Source organism: Salinivibrio sharmensis (assembly GCF_001995985.1).
GTDB classification, from domain to species: domain Bacteria; phylum Pseudomonadota; class Gammaproteobacteria; order Enterobacterales; family Vibrionaceae; genus Salinivibrio; species Salinivibrio sharmensis.
Window position 1 is genome coordinate 150,463 of record NZ_MUFC01000004.1, and the last position, 16,925, is coordinate 167,387.

General features: G+C 49.6%; 11 protein-coding genes. 4 read left to right on the top strand and 7 right to left on the bottom strand.

The window, feature by feature from the left end; all coding sequences use genetic code 11:
• Positions 1-42: 42 nt before the first annotated feature.
• The 3 genes from BZG74_RS05600 (at position 43) to BZG74_RS05610 (ending at position 4,200) form a co-directional block, all read left to right on the top strand.
• Positions 43-1,185 (top strand): HDOD domain-containing protein, encoded by a 1,143-nt coding sequence (locus BZG74_RS05600; RefSeq protein WP_077771714.1) that lies wholly within the window; start codon positions 43-45, stop codon positions 1,183-1,185.
• A gap of 217 nt (positions 1,186-1,402) precedes the next feature.
• Positions 1,403-2,584 (top strand): sensor histidine kinase, encoded by a 1,182-nt coding sequence (locus tag BZG74_RS05605; RefSeq protein ID WP_235605708.1) that lies wholly within the window; start codon positions 1,403-1,405, stop codon positions 2,582-2,584.
• The gene (locus BZG74_RS05610; RefSeq protein ID WP_077771716.1) at positions 2,581-4,200 is read left to right on the top strand and encodes an EAL domain-containing response regulator; all 1,620 of its coding nucleotides are present in this window, start codon (positions 2,581-2,583) and stop codon (positions 4,198-4,200) included. Before BZG74_RS05605 ends, BZG74_RS05610 begins: the two co-directional genes overlap by 4 nt.
• Before the next feature lie 12 nt (positions 4,201-4,212).
• Here BZG74_RS05610 and BZG74_RS05615 read toward each other — a convergent pair whose 3' ends face one another.
• The 6 genes from BZG74_RS05615 to BZG74_RS05640 all read right to left on the bottom strand — a co-directional run bounded on the left by BZG74_RS05615 (position 4,213) and on the right by BZG74_RS05640 (position 14,422).
• The gene (locus BZG74_RS05615; RefSeq protein WP_077771717.1) at positions 4,213-5,850 is read right to left on the bottom strand and encodes a HAMP domain-containing sensor histidine kinase; all 1,638 of its coding nucleotides are present in this window, start codon (positions 5,848-5,850) and stop codon (positions 4,213-4,215) included.
• Between the two features lie 3 nt (positions 5,851-5,853).
• The gene (locus BZG74_RS05620) at positions 5,854-6,672 is read right to left on the bottom strand and encodes a phosphate/phosphite/phosphonate ABC transporter substrate-binding protein (RefSeq protein WP_077771718.1); all 819 of its coding nucleotides are present in this window, start codon (positions 6,670-6,672) and stop codon (positions 5,854-5,856) included.
• Positions 6,673-6,912: 240 nt separating this feature from the next.
• Positions 6,913-8,118, bottom strand: a complete 1,206-nt coding sequence (locus tag BZG74_RS05625; protein WP_077771719.1) for an MFS transporter — start codon at positions 8,116-8,118, stop codon at positions 6,913-6,915.
• On the bottom strand, positions 8,118-9,437 hold the full coding sequence (locus BZG74_RS05630) for a lysine N(6)-hydroxylase/L-ornithine N(5)-oxygenase family protein (protein ID WP_235605709.1): 1,320 nt from the start codon (positions 9,435-9,437) through the stop codon (positions 8,118-8,120). The genes BZG74_RS05625 and BZG74_RS05630 overlap by 1 nt, the downstream gene beginning before the upstream one ends.
• Before the next feature lie 10 nt (positions 9,438-9,447).
• Entirely contained in the window at positions 9,448-12,114 is a 2,667-nt protein-coding gene (locus BZG74_RS05635; RefSeq protein ID WP_077771721.1) for a GNAT family N-acetyltransferase, read from the bottom strand.
• Positions 12,115-12,226: 112 nt separating this feature from the next.
• Positions 12,227-14,422 (bottom strand): TonB-dependent receptor, encoded by a 2,196-nt coding sequence (locus tag BZG74_RS05640; protein ID WP_077771722.1) that lies wholly within the window; start codon positions 14,420-14,422, stop codon positions 12,227-12,229.
• Between the two features lie 206 nt (positions 14,423-14,628).
• On the opposite strand from BZG74_RS05640, the gene BZG74_RS05645 reads away from it, so the two are divergent.
• Positions 14,629-16,347, top strand: a complete 1,719-nt coding sequence (locus BZG74_RS05645; protein ID WP_077771723.1) for an IucA/IucC family protein — start codon at positions 14,629-14,631, stop codon at positions 16,345-16,347.
• Between the two features lie 46 nt (positions 16,348-16,393).
• Here BZG74_RS05645 and BZG74_RS05650 read toward each other — a convergent pair whose 3' ends face one another.
• Positions 16,394-16,699: a DUF496 family protein gene (locus tag BZG74_RS05650; RefSeq protein WP_046075653.1), complete on the bottom strand. Its 306-nt coding sequence runs from the start codon at positions 16,697-16,699 to the stop codon at positions 16,394-16,396.
• Positions 16,700-16,925: the final 226 nt, after the last annotated feature.

The window sequence follows — 16,925 nt, forward strand, 5'->3', positions numbered from 1 at the left end:
TGACTGTCACAATAAGCAGTTTGAGGATAAGTGCGAGGGAAAATGGATAAGCCGCGTTTCCACATCATTTATGTTGATGATGACGAACTCACATTGAAGGCAATTGGTCGGGTTATTCGTCGCTTGAAACCTGACTGGACGATTAGTCTGGTAAAAAATCCTACCCAGTGGGAGAAAGGGGTATTAAATAATCAATCGCTATCGTTAGTTATCAGTGACTTACTGATGCCAAAACTGAAGGGGGATGCGCTTCTAGAACAGGTTCGTCAGCACTATCCGGGGACGGTGCGAGCGCTGATCACCGGAGATACACGGCAAAAGATCACTGAACTGGCAACCCCTAGCGTGCATTTTGTCTTGCCCAAGCCGTTTTCTGAAGACGACTTTAATAATGTGCTTAATAGTGTTGAGCGCCTCTATAAGTTGCCGATTGATGATGAAACGCGTAATCGGTTAGTCGGTATTGAGGACTTCCCCGTCCTGCCTGACTGCGTGCGCCGTTTACGTGCCACGATTAATGATCCTCATTCAGACATGGAGCAAATTGCACGAGTGGTCAGTGAAGAGCCTCCCTTAGTTGCCCGACTTTTACAGCTGGCTAATTCCGCCTATTTGGGCTTTCGCAACCGAACTTGGTCCATAGAAACGGCGATCAATCGATTGGGTATTCAATCAGTGGAATCCATTGCGGCCACTATGGTTGGGCACAATGCGTTTCAGCACCTGTCGACCAAAGAGCACTATGCGGTGGTCGATGAACATATCGAACTGGCTAATTTAAGCAAATCACTGGGTGTCTTTTTAGGGCATGACAAAGCACATGCTGAGCGTTTGTATCTCGCATCAGTGTTGTCCTCGTTAGGGGAACTGATGGTGCGAGAGCTTGGCTGTCGTAAAACTGGCAACAACCCCATTTGCGATTTACCCTCTCGCTTTGATACCGCGCTCGTGGTCTCGAGCTATATCATTATTTTGTGGGGCTATGATTTTGAATTGGCAAAAATTGTTTTAGCCAGCGGTGAGGCGTCTTTGCTGTCTGACAGTGAGAAGGGCAGTGATGGTGCACTCCTACATTACTGCCGTCAGTGGATTCGGGCGAACGATATCGAGAAAGCCAAACTTTTACAGTCTTGGTCGGCGAATATTGGCGCTTTTTTTACTCAATCGTACCAGGAGACGATCTGAGTGTGTTGGCGGATAATATACGACGTCGTTGTCTGCTTTTCCTGTCCGGTGAGTAGGGAGGGAAAACGTGAAGAATAGCGACATGTCAGTAGCATTGTTCAATCAACTATCAATAGCGATATGCATCGTAGATAATGCGTACACGATTACGCGTACAAATGGGTGTTTTTTAAACCGCTTAGCAGCAAACCAAAGTACAGTGGTTGGACGCTCACTATTGGCATGCTTTCCAGTCCATCGTCAATTTTTACAGCAAAACATCGATTCGGTTTTCTCGACGCAAACGTCATTACTGTCCTCCGGCTCTGTCATCGTTGATACATCTTTGGAAGTGGGGAGCGACGCCGCACATAAGTGGCAAGACATTGAGTTTCTTCCCATCCCGTCAGCGTGTGGTGTGGTAACACAGGTTGCGATTTGTTTTTACCGACCCACAATGTTGGCGGCCCCGAAGCAAGACTCAGTCACCACAATGTCGGATAGTCAGCGACTCAAACGAAGCTCGGATGCCTATCAAGAAGTGGTTTCAGAGCTTAAGCAGCTGCAAAGCCAATTGCTTCAGTCTGAGAAAATGGCGTCGATTGGGCAAATATCGGCGGGGATTGCCCATGAAATCAATAACCCTATCGCTTTTATCTCGTCTAACATCCGCACCTTGTATGACTACTTAGAGAAATATTCCGCTTATGTCCATCAGTTGGATGAAAAGATTGATGCTACGGCGAACAAGGTGTTGAGCGCTGATAGGCAGGCGCTAAAAGATAAGATTCAGTTAGATTATTTACTCGAAGATGCCAGCGATCTCATTGAAGAGTCGTTAGAGGGTATCTCGAGAGTGATGATGATTGTCAAAGATCTCAAAGAGTTTTCCCGTGCTGATAATGGCGAATGGGTGTCAACCGATGTTCGTTGCGGTATCGACTCGACACTGAAGATTATCCACAACGAAATTAAGTATGCCATTGAGATCGAGAGAAACTATTCGCCACAGACGCCCGACATTATTTGTCAGCCCATGCAACTCAATCAGGTTTTTCTCAATCTGTTGATTAATGCAGCCCAAGCGATCGAGGGCGAGGGAAAAATTAACATCCTTGTTGCGCCTCTTGATGATGAGCACTTAATGATAAAAATTAAAGATAACGGGCAGGGGATCCCTGATGAGGCGCTGACGACGATTTTCGAACCGTTTTATACCACCAAGCCTGTGGGGCAGGGAACGGGGCTTGGGTTGTCTGTCTCACGCGATATTATCGCTGCTCATGGTGGCCAGATTACGGTTAAAAGTGAGCTGGGAAAAGGGACCACGTTTACCATTGTGTTGCATTGTTCAGATAACTACGCCGACGAGATTGCCTCGTTTGATGAACAAGCGATAAGAGGAGGCCAAAACGCATGATGGCGTACACGGAAATTCTATTGGTTGATGATGAGCCACATATTTTGCGTGCGTTAAAGCGAGAGTTACGTCGTTTTGTAGCCTATATTCATACCGCAGAGTCGGGCCAGCAGGCGCTAGATATTTTATCCAAACATCACATTGGCCTTGTGATTTCCGATTACCGTATGCCGAATATGGACGGTGCAGAGTTACTGATTAACATCCATCAGCGTTATCCCGATATCGCCACCATTATGTTGTCCGGCCAAGCCGATCTACCGGGTGTGTCTCGAGCGATTAATGCTGGTGCGTTGAGCCAGTATGTGAGCAAACCATGGGACCGCGATGTGTTGTGCGATACGGTGAAAACCATTTTGACCCATAAACACGCGTCTTTGCCGCACGACACACTGACCGCTTGCTTTTCAAAAGAGGCGCTTAACCAGAAGATTCAAGGTATGGCGGTGAATGCAAAAACACCGTGGCTTGTGGCGATCATTGATAACCAAGGCACGATCAATCTTAATGAAACCGAGTCGGTGATGCTGGGGAATCAACGTCTGCAAAGGGTGAGTGAACACTTGCATGAGTTGGAGGTATTCGAATGGTATCGGATCGCCGACAAATTTATTGCTCTGTTTGAGTATTCATCAGAAGGCCACCGGTTGTTAAGCGAACTGATTGAACATTTGCATGCTGCAAAAGAGGAAAAAGATCTTTCAATGCAATTCATGATTAGTGCGCTCCGCTCTTGGCAAGAATTGTCTTTCGAGGCCATTCAGGCGCGTAAAGCAGAAAAAATACCGCTTTACGATGCGCTCTATTGGCTACCTTGCCCTGAGGATCATCAAGACGATGCATCGTTACGCGCCTTGATTCATGATATTGAGGCCAAACACTTTGAGGCTTTCTTCCAGCCTCAGCTAAATATTGTAACCAATGAAATTGATGGTTTTGAAGCGCTAGTGAGGCGTCGACTCGCATCGGGACACTACCAAAGCCCTGCGGAGTTTTTGCCATTATTGAGTCAATATCGACTTGAAAATGTACTAACCACCTCGATGTTTGAGCAAGCACTGGAAGCGATTGGGCGACTACGTCAGGCGGGTTACGCTAAAACGGTGAGTGTTAATGTCACTGCAAAACAATTAGAGACTGGGTTTGTGGTTGATGTTATCCAGCACCTTTCGCCGCACTACCCCGATGAGATTGCACACCTTGAAGTCGAGTTGGTAGAAACTGACCGGATCGATGACTTTTCATTAACGCGCCAGCAAATGGAACGTTTGAAATCCCTCGGGATCTCCTGTGCGCTAGATGACTTTGGGACTGGTTTTGCGGGGTTTGAGTCCATGTGCGACCTCCCCTTTGATGTGATAAAAATAGATGGCCGCTTTGTTCGTAATATTGGTCAGAGTGAGATGGATGAAGTGATCCTGACTTCAGTGGGTCAGAGTGCGCGGCTGATGAACGTCGAGGTGGTGGCTGAGTGGGTCGAGAATCAAAACCAAATCGACTTTTTGAGAGAAAAAGGGTGTACGCGAGTTCAAGGTTTTGGCATTGGCGCACCGTTGAGTCTAGATAATATTTTCGAATTTTTAGCGAATTTTAAAACACCTGACACACCTTCCTAAATCGGATGGCAGTTATGAGGCATAATTCGCAGCGGCGTCATCTATCTGACAGAGTAAGGTGATAGCGGCTGTAGTGCCGTGGGCTGAGGAGGTAAGCTGTATTTCTCCTTGGTGATGACGAACAATATCATAAACATACGTCAACCCGAGCCCCATGCCTTGTCCAACCGGCAAGGTGGTAAAGAAGGGGTCGTAGACACGATGACCCTGATCACGCGGTAATCCTGGTCCAGAGTCTTTCACGGTGATGGTGCACGAGTCCCCCTTGTTTTCCCCCTCCACATCAATACGGTGTGCAACGTCTGGATTGCCCCGCTCACAGGCTTGCAACGCATTTTTGAGCACTTCTTTAAACAGCATCACCAGCTCCTCATAGCGTCCCTTGACTGGGGGAAGTTGATATACGTTAGCGGCGATCGATATCTTGAGACTCGTCGGTGGTGAGAGAGTATTCAGCGCCTCATCAATCACCGTAAAGATCTCAATGCTTTGAAAGTGTTGTCGTGTTTGTTGGCTGTAGCTGGAGTACTGCTGTAAGGCGGAAACAATATTGATCACGCGTTGCACACAGTCGTTGGCATCGACAAGGCTATCACTAAAATCATCATAAAGGTCATCGGCATAGTGACGCTTTTTCCAGTGCGTGAGGGTTTCGAGCGGCTCTGATTGGTGAATGACGCGCTCGGCAATGTCTGTCCACTTTTGGTAGGTGTCGAGATATTCTTGACACATTTTTAGGTTACTTTTCACTGCGCCGATGGGGTTATTGATTTCATGGGCAACCCCTGCCGCCATGGTCCCAATAGAGGCCATTTTCTCGCTTTCGACTAGCTTTTCCTGCGTTTGCTTGAGTTGATGATTTATCTCACGGAGTTGATCATTGGACCGCACTAAGTCGGCCGTGCGTCGCGCCACTTTACTTTCCAGTGTCTGGTTGGCTTCTTCTAGTCGTTTTTGGTAGGTCGCAGTTTTGTTCTCGGAGTCACGTAATGCTTGAATCATATTGCTAAACGCGGCGGCCACGCTGGCCAGTTCATCCTTCCCGTGGGTTGAAATGTGTACGTCTCGCTCGCCACTGGCGATGGTATCGGCAGCATTTTTAAGTTCTGATAAGCGCTGGGTCAGATAGCTTCCCAATAGGTAAGAAAACAACGCTACTAATAGCATCTCGCCCAGTACAATCAGCATGCTCCAATTTTTTGCGTCTTTAATCTGGCCAAGCAGGCCAGTCAGATCAAAGCCAATCCAGACCGACCCAAACTCAATGCCAGACTCAGAAATGGTCGCGCGTACATCATACAGCCCATCCGTGACGGACTGGGCATTCATCTCAAGAATGGCTGTATTGAAAGATTCAGGAAGGTTACCGGCCGATGATAAGACTCTCCCGTTATCGCCTAAAACCGCGACATACATAATATCGCTGTTATGGAGTAGCTCTTGAGTAAAAGAATCGACGGTGGCGAGATCGAACGATAACACCGCATTTTTTACCGTGGAGGCGAACAACTGCGTGGTGGAACTCGCGCGTTGATTGAGCCCTTGATAGTTGGTGGTTTCCAAATAATTGAGAGTTAATGTCAGCAGAATCGCCAACAGGATCGCCTCAATCAGGGCGACACCTAAGATGGTCTTTAATCGCAAGGACATGGGTTATTCACTCAGCAAGTGTTGCAACAGCGTAATGTTTAACGCTCTCACATCGTCCCAATCCTCATCTTGCGCGGATTCTATCCCTTTGAAGCTGATGTTACCCAGCAGCGTTCGGCCTTTTTCACTGTCATTGAGGGAGAGAAAGGCCGCTTTAATCGCGTCGGCGACTTGAGGGTCAAGGTCGGGATGAAACGCGAATGCATGAGGCGTATAGCCGGGCGTTTTCCATAACACGCGTAACTGCTCGCTCACTTCAGCACTGGTATTGTTAAAGGTGCGCTCAATGCCGCCGCCGGCAATAAAGAAATCTCGTGCAACGTTCAAATACACCGAGTCATGGGACGAGACATATTGTGGCGTAATGCTGATACCTTGATTCTTCAGCGCGGCACGTGGCACCACACTGGCGGCAAACGCGGCGGGGGAGGGAAACGCTAAGCGCTTGCCATCAAGCTCGTCAAGGGAGGAAATGGACGCCTCTTTTTTGACGACTAAAATACCGTGAATCCGTTTATCTTTTTGTTTCGCAAATGCTTGGTAGCCAGGCTTTTGGTGGAAAACGGTGTAGTGATAAGGATTCATGTAAGCGACATCGTATTCACCGGTGAGCACACGTCCTTCGAATTCGGGAATGTCTTTGGCAGTACGAAAGACAAGGTTGTACCCCGATTGTTGAGAGACGTATTCTAAAATCGGACCCCAGTTATTAGCCAATGTAATCGCAGATTGCTGTGGCACGATACCAAAGGTAATGTCTTTCGCGTGTGCATGGCTGGTAAAGGCAATGCCCAGTATCAGTGACAACAAGATTCCTTTCATTTGCGCATCTCTCACCCAGTAGCTGACGATCTATTAGACAGTATAGTTAGCTGCATCTATCCTTGCCACGCCATCCCGTGTGATTAACTCAATGAAATCAGGTTGTAACCTGAGAACTATTGTCTTCTTTCTAATCTCAGAGCATTGTTCGCCCTCGGTGATAAGCTGATGTTCACGTCCGAGGGCGAGAAAAGTGGCAGGAGGTGTGCGCAGTGGCAGTGTCTCTGCTCTATGAGTGAGTTAACGAGGCGAAGCCGCAGGTTTGATTACCAGTACCCCAATGACAACGGCGCAGGAAAGCAGCAGGCAGGTTAACGTAGGCAGGGGCGGATAATTTAACGTGAGCGTTGCTAACAGGGACGCGAATCCATAACCCAGCGTATGGGCCATCGCGATATAACCACTGACTTTCCCCGGTTCATGGTCGAGCCGTTGCATCGCTTGGCTGGTATAGGCGGGGATAAGAAGTGCACAGGCAGCTGATATCACCAGCATTGCCATCACTAACACAGCAAAATGTGGCACTAATAGCAGGGCGTAGCCGGTCACCATACTGATTGCGCCGAGGCTTAGCATACGCTCGGTGCTAAGACGCTGTCTTTTTACCACTAACACTTGTACGGTTAAGGTGGCGATACCGCTTAACGTCAGCAAATAGCCGATGGCTTGGCTGACATGATCGGCGGACCATTCGGTGAGCTGATTGAGCATGGGGGTGAGATTGTATTGTAACAGGGCAATCGCTGCACATACGGCAAGGCCGTAACCCATGTAGGGCCAAATCGCTTTGGGTGCTAGCCATAGACGGGCGGATGAATGAGGTTCGTCCTTTTTACCGGCGCAGTGAGGCATCATACTGACAGCGATTGCGCCTAATAGTGGTAGTAATAGCATCAACGTCAGTGACGCGTAGGGGCTGATCACTAGTACTGCCGAGGCAATCAACGGGCCAGCTAATCGGCCGAGGCTTAAGCCAATACTGATGGAGGTAATTGCTTGCATACGACGCGCCTCACCGGCGAGTAACACGGCCCAATGCTGATTGGCAGGCACCATCCCTGCAACCGTTAAGCCGTAGATCACCCGTGCCAGTACTGCGAGCGCTAACCAAGGCCATTGGATAGCGCTGCTTTGCGCACCCAATGTTGCAGCGAGCAATAACGCAAAGCTAATCGCCATGCCGATTAGCGCTTGCAGGACCACAAACTTGGGACCCTGTTGGTCGCTCATTCGTCCCCAAAATGGCGCGGCGGGGAGAAATAACACGCTCCCCACGGCAATAATCACTGCCCATGTCGACAGTGAAAAGCCACCTTGTGCTACCAGCAGGGGGAGCGAGACCAAGAGTCCATTCTGACCGATGCCCATCAAGGCAGCAATCAAGGTCAAGGTGAGCGGTTGCCATCTGGCGGTTTGTCTCGCCGCTTGTGTGTGTGCGTGGGCCATTACCAACCTGCTACTTTTTGCATTTTAGGCGTGGCAGGGGAGGATGCCGTCAGTGCCCAATCAAGCAGACCGTGGTGATGGGCAATATCGTACAATGGTGTACCGTTAATCGCATTGATAATGGTGGCGGCTCGCCATGCCGCAAGGCTCAGTTGCGGCTCAATAATGCCGTGACAATGCGTGCCGACATTCATCATATATAACGCCTGTGAGTAGCCTTCACGCATCTTTACTCGGTAGTGCGCATTCACACTTGGCCGACCTTTGTCATCAAGTTCGAGACAATCGCGCAGGGTATCGAGACACTGAGGCAGGGCACGAGAAAATCCGGTACACAAGATAACCACGTCTGCATCGACTGTCGCTGAGTCACCGGTCAACGTTGCTGTTGTGGTTAACTGGTAACCGGATGGGTGCGATTGCATACCCGTGAGTGTTTGTCCCGGAAGCAGTCGCCACCATGACGGTGACCGGCGTACATATTTATCATGATAGAGGCGTTGGTATAGCCCTTGTAAGCAATTCTCGGTGATCCCATCACTGGCCAGCTTTTGTTGTGCAAGTTGAGTGTGTTTGACTTTGGGGTCGAGACCGTGAAACTGCTCTGCATAGTCAGGCATAAAGTACTGATCAGTAAATGGGTTCTCATCCAGCCCTTGTAGGTTAGGGCGGCGAGATATCCAATCAATATGCGCGACTTTGCCTAATTCATCATCAAAGAGGTGCTGGAAGACATCGGCACCGGTTTGGCCACCACCAACAATGGCGACTTTTTTGCCCCTTAGGTCCGGTTGTCGAAGTGCCAATTCGCTGGCGTGAAAGACCTGCTCACCCACAAATGGTTCAGCACAGTCAGGCATAAACGGCTGAGTACCGGTACCAATGATCAAATGATCACAGGTCAATTGTCCGTGTGGCGTATTCACCGCGAAGCCTGAGCCGTGTGGCGTAATGTCAACGACGGGTGTGTCGAATTGGGTATTGGGAAGCTGGTGAGCCACCCAAGCCATATAATCTGAAAACTCTAACCGCGAAACCGTTTGTTCGCCCCGCGCCGTAAAAGGATAGAATTTCTTGGTTTTAACTAGATAATTAATAAACGTATAAGGGCTTGTTGGATCAACCGCCGTCACCATGTCTTTCAGGTACGAGGTTTGCATTTTTGCATCATCGAGCAATAAACCAGGATGCCACGCAAAGCGTGGCTTTTGCTCAACAAACAAACTTGAAATCGTTTGAGTGTGGGGAGCCAGCAGTGCCGCCGCACTGAGATTAAAGGGGCCAAGCCCGACACCTAAAACAGAGTAATGCCTTGTCATCACTACATCCTTATTGCGCATAATGTGCGAAAAAGTCGTTACGCTCACATTGCAACAGTGCGGCGCGCTTATGCGGGAAATCGAATTCTTTTTGTTTCTTCATGCCTACGCCACGGCTAATACGTACCACACGCCAATTTGCCGCGTTCGGCTCTCCCATCACATTTAAGGTGCGAGATTCGGTTACAAAGCAGTAGTGGATGATCGATTGTGCCCACGCTTTAAAGTATTGGCGGCCCATAAAGTTAGGGTTACCCACTAGCATGTGAACCCCACGATCAAAGGCATCGACATCGTAGTAAGGTCCAAGCCGGTCTTCGGCGACCCAATAAATTTCAAAATAGCCGAAAGGCTGGCCATCAAACTCGCCAATCACGGGGATAAGGTGTGCGTCATGGTGCGCCTTTTGCAGGTATTGGCGGTGAAAGGCGAGCGAGCCCTCTAATTCCCAAATCGGGGCTATATCCGGATGGTTATGCCAGGCGTGAAAGCATGCGAGATCGCGTTCTATTGCCACCGGACGTAGCGTCAGGGTGCGTTTGAGATGATAAAAGTAGCGACGATAGAACACACCGCGTGGTTTTTCAGGCCGCGTTGGGTGGGTTAAGCCATTGTCTGCTGTTTGGTATCCCTCATTGGCGGGGGCCTGAGCTTGGTGCCAAATCGGACAGTGCTGTTTAAACTGCGACAGTGTCAGTGGTGTGCCGGGGGCGATGACGGATTGCAGTGCGTGAGGGTAATCACTAGCATGCAGTGCTTGGCACTGATGCTGATAAAAGGCGTGCTCAATGGCCGACCACCAGAGTGATTCATCATTGCAATAGCGCGTGGTTAGCGTCGCGGTGTCCTTGTCCGGCTGGTGCAGCACGAAGGTCGCTTTGGCTTGACCATGCTCCATCACGTCGATGAGGTGATAAGACGTGTCGAGCGAGTGGCTGCGAAGTCCCACGGTGCGATCAAGATTGACCGGTTTAAATACCCATGAGCCCAGTGAGTTATCACCATAAAATGGGTTATCGATATCGGTGTAAATTTGACTGGGATCGGCCAGTGTCGCTTCATTGTGATCGGCGAGGAAGGTGTTAAAGTTCCGTTTCCAGTGTAGGGTCGGCGAGTCGAGAAGATAGTCATACAGGCGGCTATCCACAGGATGACTCTCTCGCCAAGTTGCGAAAGCTTGACGGCAGACCTGCCACAAACGCTGCTCGGTGACACCGGTGGCTTCGCTGATCGCCGAAAGTGTATTGATTAGCGTATTACCAATCAGATAGTAACTCAGATACGGGTCAACCTTATCGGCTGGGACGTAACAGCTTGGTAACCCTTCACTGAATGCATCAGGGAACAGCGCAGGGGCAGGGTCGGTGACCCAAATACCTTGGCAGTCTCTGTACATCATGGCGTTAGGCAAACCATGCGCGGTACGCAGCAAGATATTTTGCTGGTGGGCCAGTAACAAGATGCCATAATCGCTGCGCGCCAAACAAAGGGGGTACAGAATATGGTCTAAGAAGGCGGCTAACCAATGATGTGCCGCGTCGTGCTGTGTCCATTGATGGTGTTGTGCGGCTTGCGCGATCAGTGCGCTAATTTGACTGCCTTGCCCATGCGGCTGGTTGATACTGGCGAGCAGGTGGACATCTTGATCGGCTTGATGAGCGAAAATATTGTCGCGCAAGCTCACCAAAGGCAGTGATAAAGGCTCACCTTGCACGGACAAAATAGTGCACCAGACCGGCTCTTCGATAAAGGTCGTCGTGGGGGTTCGCTGCTGCAGCGTTTGTCCGGGGGCTGCGTTGAGCATTTTACTCAGTAAGGTACCACGCTTGGCTTCGGTGGCGGTTAATAGCCGCACCGAGTTAGTAAGCTTGACAGGCAGAGAGACTTTTAACATCCACGGATGGTCGGGATGATAGATGGCGCGTGACGATGAGGTGGCCAGCCAGCCGCTACTGGTCAAGGCTAAATCAATCACGCTGTTTTTGAGTGCACGTGCGTCATCACTGTCACGCCATGCTTGCGCTTGTAACGGGTGCATGGGTATGGGAAGCCAGCCTTGCGGCAAATTGGCCGCATGGGTTAAGCCTACGCTATCGACAAACAAGGATTGCAAGGTGTCGAGCACATCATGGTTAACCCCTTCACCTGTCCACTGCCCCGGCGTAACCGCAAACCATTCAATCGCAAATGACTGGGCAAATTCGGGTAAATACGCCTCTTGCTGTTCGGGCGCCAGTGGTTCATTGCTCTTGGGGGCTGGGTGCATGCTATGACCGCCGGTCAGAGACTGCTCCGATTCGATAAAACGCTGTGGCCAGCGGTCAGCGAACCTGTGTTGCCAATGTGCCTCTGCCCGCTGCACATAGGCGTCAGACTGGCTAACACGTGATGCAAAGCGGTCGAGACGCTCGCCACTGACCTCAGGCACCGATTGCGCGATTCGGCAAACCGCATCGGCAAAGGTAGTAGGGACAGTTTCACCGTCGCTACCGCGCCACATTATGTCACCTTGATAACGATGACGGCCGGCTGCTGAGGTGTAGGTGAGCGGTAATAATAATTCGCCCTGTTCACACGGGAAACTGACTTGGTCAGGCTGAGCTTTTATCACACGCGTGTGTGGGTGCTCGACAAACAACGCATTGAAAAACGCATTCAAACTCAGAGGGTGTGTCATGACAACTCCTTACAGACACGGGCTTACTGGGGCAATGTTCTTGTGCAAAGACGGGTTAAACACATTAGGAGAAAACGCGCCCAGCGAGGGCTGGGCGCGAAAAGGAATACCATTAGAACGTGGCGCTGTAGCTCAAGCTAAAGGTGCGGCCAACGCCGGCGTAGTCAAACAATGCTGGAGCAGCACGCTTAGAGGCTGGTGGGGTCTCACTGTAAGCATTTTGTGCTTTGCGGCTCCAAATGGTTTGATATTGCTTATCAAGTAGGTTTTGGATACCAAAATTAATCTGGCCTACTGGTAAGGTATAGTAACCATTAAGGCCGACTAGCTCGTAACCTTCTAGTCTATATCCTGTCTCGTCCGACAAATCACCAACGTGTTGGAGGTTGAGCTCGGTGCCCCAATCGAAGTTATCGTAACCCACTGCCGCCATCGCAGTAGAAGGGCTGGCATTGTAGATACTCAGCTCATCCCAGCTACCATTGTTCTTGGTTTCGCTTTGCACTAAGTGACCCTGCGCGCGGCTATACCAGGCATCAGTAAGAAAGTATTTAATCTGCCCTTCCAAACCATAAATACGCTGTTTATTGCTATTTAATTCCAAATCAGCGCCTTTATATTTATAGGTTTTATCAGATAGGGAGTAATACGCTGCAAGCTGCGCATTGTAGTCTTGTTGCTGGGTACGCCAACCGAGCTCAAAGGAGTTGGTTTTTGCACCGTCAAGAGGTGTGTTATTGACATTTACACTGCTCGAGAGCTCGCCAGTGCTCATCGAGCCTGCTTTGTCATACTTACCTTTACCATAAAATTTACTAGGGTCAGGCATATTAAAGCCCTGACTAAAGTTGGCCCACACTTGTTGGTTGTCGGTCAGGTCATACTTAAGCCCCGCATTCGCAAGCCAAATGTCCTTGTCTGTGGTCCCGCCCGGGATAGCGTCAGCATCGGATAGATATCCGAGCAGTACGTAGGCTTGCTCGAGTAAGCCCACAAAATCACTGCCTTTGTATTTGGTGTACTGGTAGCGCAATCCGGCAAAGGCATTTAACTTATCGTTAACGGCCCAGTCTGCTTGAGCAAACACACCGGCATTTTGGGTATCAAAGTCAGGATAACGACCGATGGTGCCCTTTTTCTCAAACTCTAAACCATGACTTGTTGCACTGGTTGTTGAATCATAGACGTATTGCTTGGCGCGAAACTCTTCCTTACTGTAATCCAACCCATAGTTCAGCGTGACGTTATCCCAGTTTTTCTCCAGTAAGACTTTTAGGCCGTAAACATCGTTGCTTTGCTCTGAGCCGCTAAATAGACCGTTACGCGGAAACGGGAAATAGCCGAAGGTTTCTTCTCGATAATAGGCTTGCGCGAGCAAGGCATGATTTAGCACATTGGTATGGCTATATTGGGTGTTGAGCATCAAACGTTCAGTGAAGGGTTGCTCATCAAGTTTGAGCCCTTTACGACGCTCAACGTCACTTTTTAGATCGGTCGTATCTTCAAACCAGATCCCATAATCCGTATCCTGCTGACTGTCATAGTATTGCGCGGTTAGGGAAAGGTGCTGTTCGTCATCTGGGCGGTAATCGAGGCTACCCATTACATCAATGCTGTCATTGAATTGGGTATCGGTTTGGGTCACATCGGGCAGGATAGGATCGCCATTGCCGTCGTAGGCCGCGCCTTTGCCTTCATACGCCACGGATAAGCGCCCTTGCAAGGTATCACTGCCGCCGGATACTGCGACCGCGGCTTTCTTGGTCAGGTCGTCGCTGTTGTTAAACCCAGTGGTGACGCCGGTGTGAACCTCAAGTTGCGCATCACCCGCTTCACCGCGTTTGGTGATGATATTGATAATACCGCCGGTTGCGCCTGCGCCATAAATGGAGGTTGCGCCTGACAGTACCTCAACACGCGCGACATTAAAGGGGTCGATACTATCCAGTTGGCGGCTGATGGTTCGAGCAGCATTCAATGCCACGCCATCAATCATGATTTGCGCGCTGCGACCACGTAAATTCTGTTTCGCATTGGTACGTGCGTTGGTGCTGCCAAAGTCAAAGCTTGGGATCAGCTTCCCGAGCGCGCCTTTTAATGACTCACCGCCTTGAATTTCACGGGTTAATTCTTCATTGGTGATCACCCAGTTGGTGCTGGCGGAATCGGCGATCGTGGTTTGAATCTTACTACCGGTCACAATGATAGTTTCGGTATTGGCCGCAGAAGGGGCGGCATGGGCGAGATGGGCACTGATCACTAACGCCAGCGGCGAGAGCGAAAAGCCGACTGCTTTTATGGTGTTCATAATTATCCTTATACTTCACAACGCTGCAGGGCATGGTGAGGCTGCGTCCCTGCAGTACATCTTCGTCACTACCTTAATCCCAAAATCAAAATGATAATGGATATCATTATGATTATTGATATTTAATCCTAATGTCAATACATTGATAACCGAATTGCCACATTTCACCTAAATTGGTGAAAAATAACGCATAAAGGACGTAAAAAATGCAGGGGAATTATTGGCRAGCGGCCAATCAGAAACTGCTCGCAAAAGCGATCAGTGAGCTTCATTTTGAAAATGCGATTACCGTTGACCACCTTGAAGAGCATCGATTTAGGTTAGCGCTGCCCGATGCAGAGTGGCGGTTTACGGGCACCATGAGCATTTGGGGAATGGTGATAATAGACAGTGGCAGCGTGTCACGGGGCGATAACCACCATCCGGAGCTGATTGCATTGGTGATGGACTTGCAGCCTGTTCTCGAGATGGCGCCTTTGCACCTCGGCGGATTTATCGAGGAGTATCAAGAAACACTCATTGCAGAACAACAGCATCTTGCGATGCTCAGCACCCTATCAGCAGATAAACTCGTGACACTATCAGAAACCGATCGTCAGCCATACTTGGATGCTCACCCAAAGGCACTTGCCAATAAAGGGCGATTAGGCTGGGGCCAGCAAGATAGTCATCAGTATGCGCCTGAGTATGGCAATACGTTTGCGTTGCACTATCTCGCTGTGCATCGAGAGTGTGCTCGCTATGGTTTTAGTGATGGACTAGATCAGGCCTCTTTACTCACTGCGACCCTATCACCGGCCGCTTATGACGGGCTCATGACACGCTTGGCGGTCGATGAACGGGATGATTACCTGATAATGGCGGTACATCCGTGGCAGATGCAGCGTTATATCTACAGCCAATATGCGTCTTTATTCGCTTCAGGTGACATCATTGACCTGGGTGCGAGTACAGAACAGTGGCGTCCACAGCAGTCGATTCGTACCTTGAGCCGAGCGGATGGGCAAGGCGCATACGACGTAAAAACAGCGTTAACGATTCTCAATACCTCCTGCTATCGCGGCGTACCGGGAAGCTTTATTGCGCATGGCCCAGAGCTGTCAAAATGGCTGTCAACCTGTGTGCGCCAGGATGCGTTATTGTCGCGTCTTGGTATGCATGTGCAGCAGGAAGTCGCCGGCGTGTACTGTCCGCAGCCTTATCAGGCGCAAGTAGACAGCTGTTACAAATATCACGAAATGTTGGGGTGTGTCTGGCGTGAACGTGCTGAAAGCCTGTTACCGTCTCATCTGCGACCTATGAGTATGGCGACATTGATGCAAGCCGGTGGTGATGGGGTCAGCTGTGTCGAAGCGCTGATTGCGCGGACCGTGCTAACGCCCAGCGAATGGTTGCAGCGTTTGTTTGATCACGTTGTTATCCCCCTTTATCACTTGCTGTGCCAATACGGGATTGGGTTAGTTGCGCATGGGCAAAACATTACCGTGGTGCTGGAAGGCGATATTCCCGTGGGTTGCATGATCAAAGATTTTCATGGTGACTTACGCTTTGTTGATCAACCGTTTCCAGAGTTGGATAGCTTAGATAAAAGCGTGCGAGCGGCGATCAAACACTTACCGCCACACTATTTGGTGCATGATTTATATACGGGACACTTTGTTACCACACTGCGTTTTATTTCGTCGTGGTTTGTGTCTCTTGGGGTGAGCGAGGCTGAGTTTTATCGTCAGTTGGGTGACACCCTTCGTCGCTACCAACAGGCACATCCAGAACTTAGTGAGCGATTTAGGTTATTTGATGTGTTGAGTCAGACGAAAGAGAAGGTGTGTATCAACCGGGTTAGATTTAATATTGGCTACGACGATAGTAACGAGCGGCCGTTGCCGATGTTTGGTGAACCTATCGCCAACCCTCTTGCCATATAAAAAACCCGCCTTTTTGGCGGGCTTTTAGGTCGATCAAGTAAAGGGGTTATTTGCCGCCCTTGCTTTGTTTCGTTAGCTCTTTGATAGTGCGGCTGATTTCACGGCGCTGCTTAGAAATTTCCGCATTTTTGATGATGTGGTCATCAACGCGATCTTCATAATCGCCTTTCATGTTTTTGATGATCTCCACGATCTCTTCATAGGACATCTCTGGCTGGATGTAATCGAGCAAGTTTTCTAACAGCACCACCCGCTTTTGGTTGTCGCGGATCTTCTTGTCGTTGTCCTGGATTTCGCGCTTCAGTTTGTTCTTTTGTCGTGAGTGCTTAACGATCTCGTATACGCTGGTCATAGTAGTCGCCTTCTATCTTTTGAAGTATGAAAAAATTAAACCACAAGCGCTGCCGCAAACCCAGTCTTTTCGCGCTTGAAGTGGGGAGTTTTTAAACACTTGAGTTAAACAGGCGGGTGAAGAAAAGACATTGTGAGGCCAGTCTATCAACAACCTCATTTAGCTGGCTAAACCGTCACCCTACCTTCTTCGCTTATTGATGGTGGCAACGATAACAGGTGAGCAT

What these genes read in the sequence shown, in the direction of transcription:
- BZG74_RS05600 (WP_077771714.1), top strand. Translation starts at nt 43, where the DNA reads ATGGATAAGCCGCGTTTCCACATCATTTATGTTGATGATGACGAACTC.
- BZG74_RS05610 (WP_077771716.1), top strand. Translation starts at nt 2,581, where the DNA reads ATGATGGCGTACACGGAAATTCTATTGGTTGATGATGAGCCACATATT.
- BZG74_RS05615 (WP_077771717.1), bottom strand. Translation starts at nt 5,850, where the DNA reads ATGTCCTTGCGATTAAAGACCATCTTAGGTGTCGCCCTGATTGAGGCG.
- BZG74_RS05620 (WP_077771718.1), bottom strand. Translation starts at nt 6,672, where the DNA reads ATGAAAGGAATCTTGTTGTCACTGATACTGGGCATTGCCTTTACCAGC.
- BZG74_RS05625 (WP_077771719.1), bottom strand. Translation starts at nt 8,118, where the DNA reads ATGGCCCACGCACACACACAAGCGGCGAGACAAACCGCCAGATGGCAA.
- BZG74_RS05630 (WP_235605709.1), bottom strand. Translation starts at nt 9,437, where the DNA reads ATGACAAGGCATTACTCTGTTTTAGGTGTCGGGCTTGGCCCCTTTAAT.
- BZG74_RS05635 (WP_077771721.1), bottom strand. Translation starts at nt 12,114, where the DNA reads ATGACACACCCTCTGAGTTTGAATGCGTTTTTCAATGCGTTGTTTGTC.
- BZG74_RS05640 (WP_077771722.1), bottom strand. Translation starts at nt 14,422, where the DNA reads ATGAACACCATAAAAGCAGTCGGCTTTTCGCTCTCGCCGCTGGCGTTA.
- BZG74_RS05650 (WP_046075653.1), bottom strand. Translation starts at nt 16,699, where the DNA reads ATGACCAGCGTATACGAGATCGTTAAGCACTCACGACAAAAGAACAAA.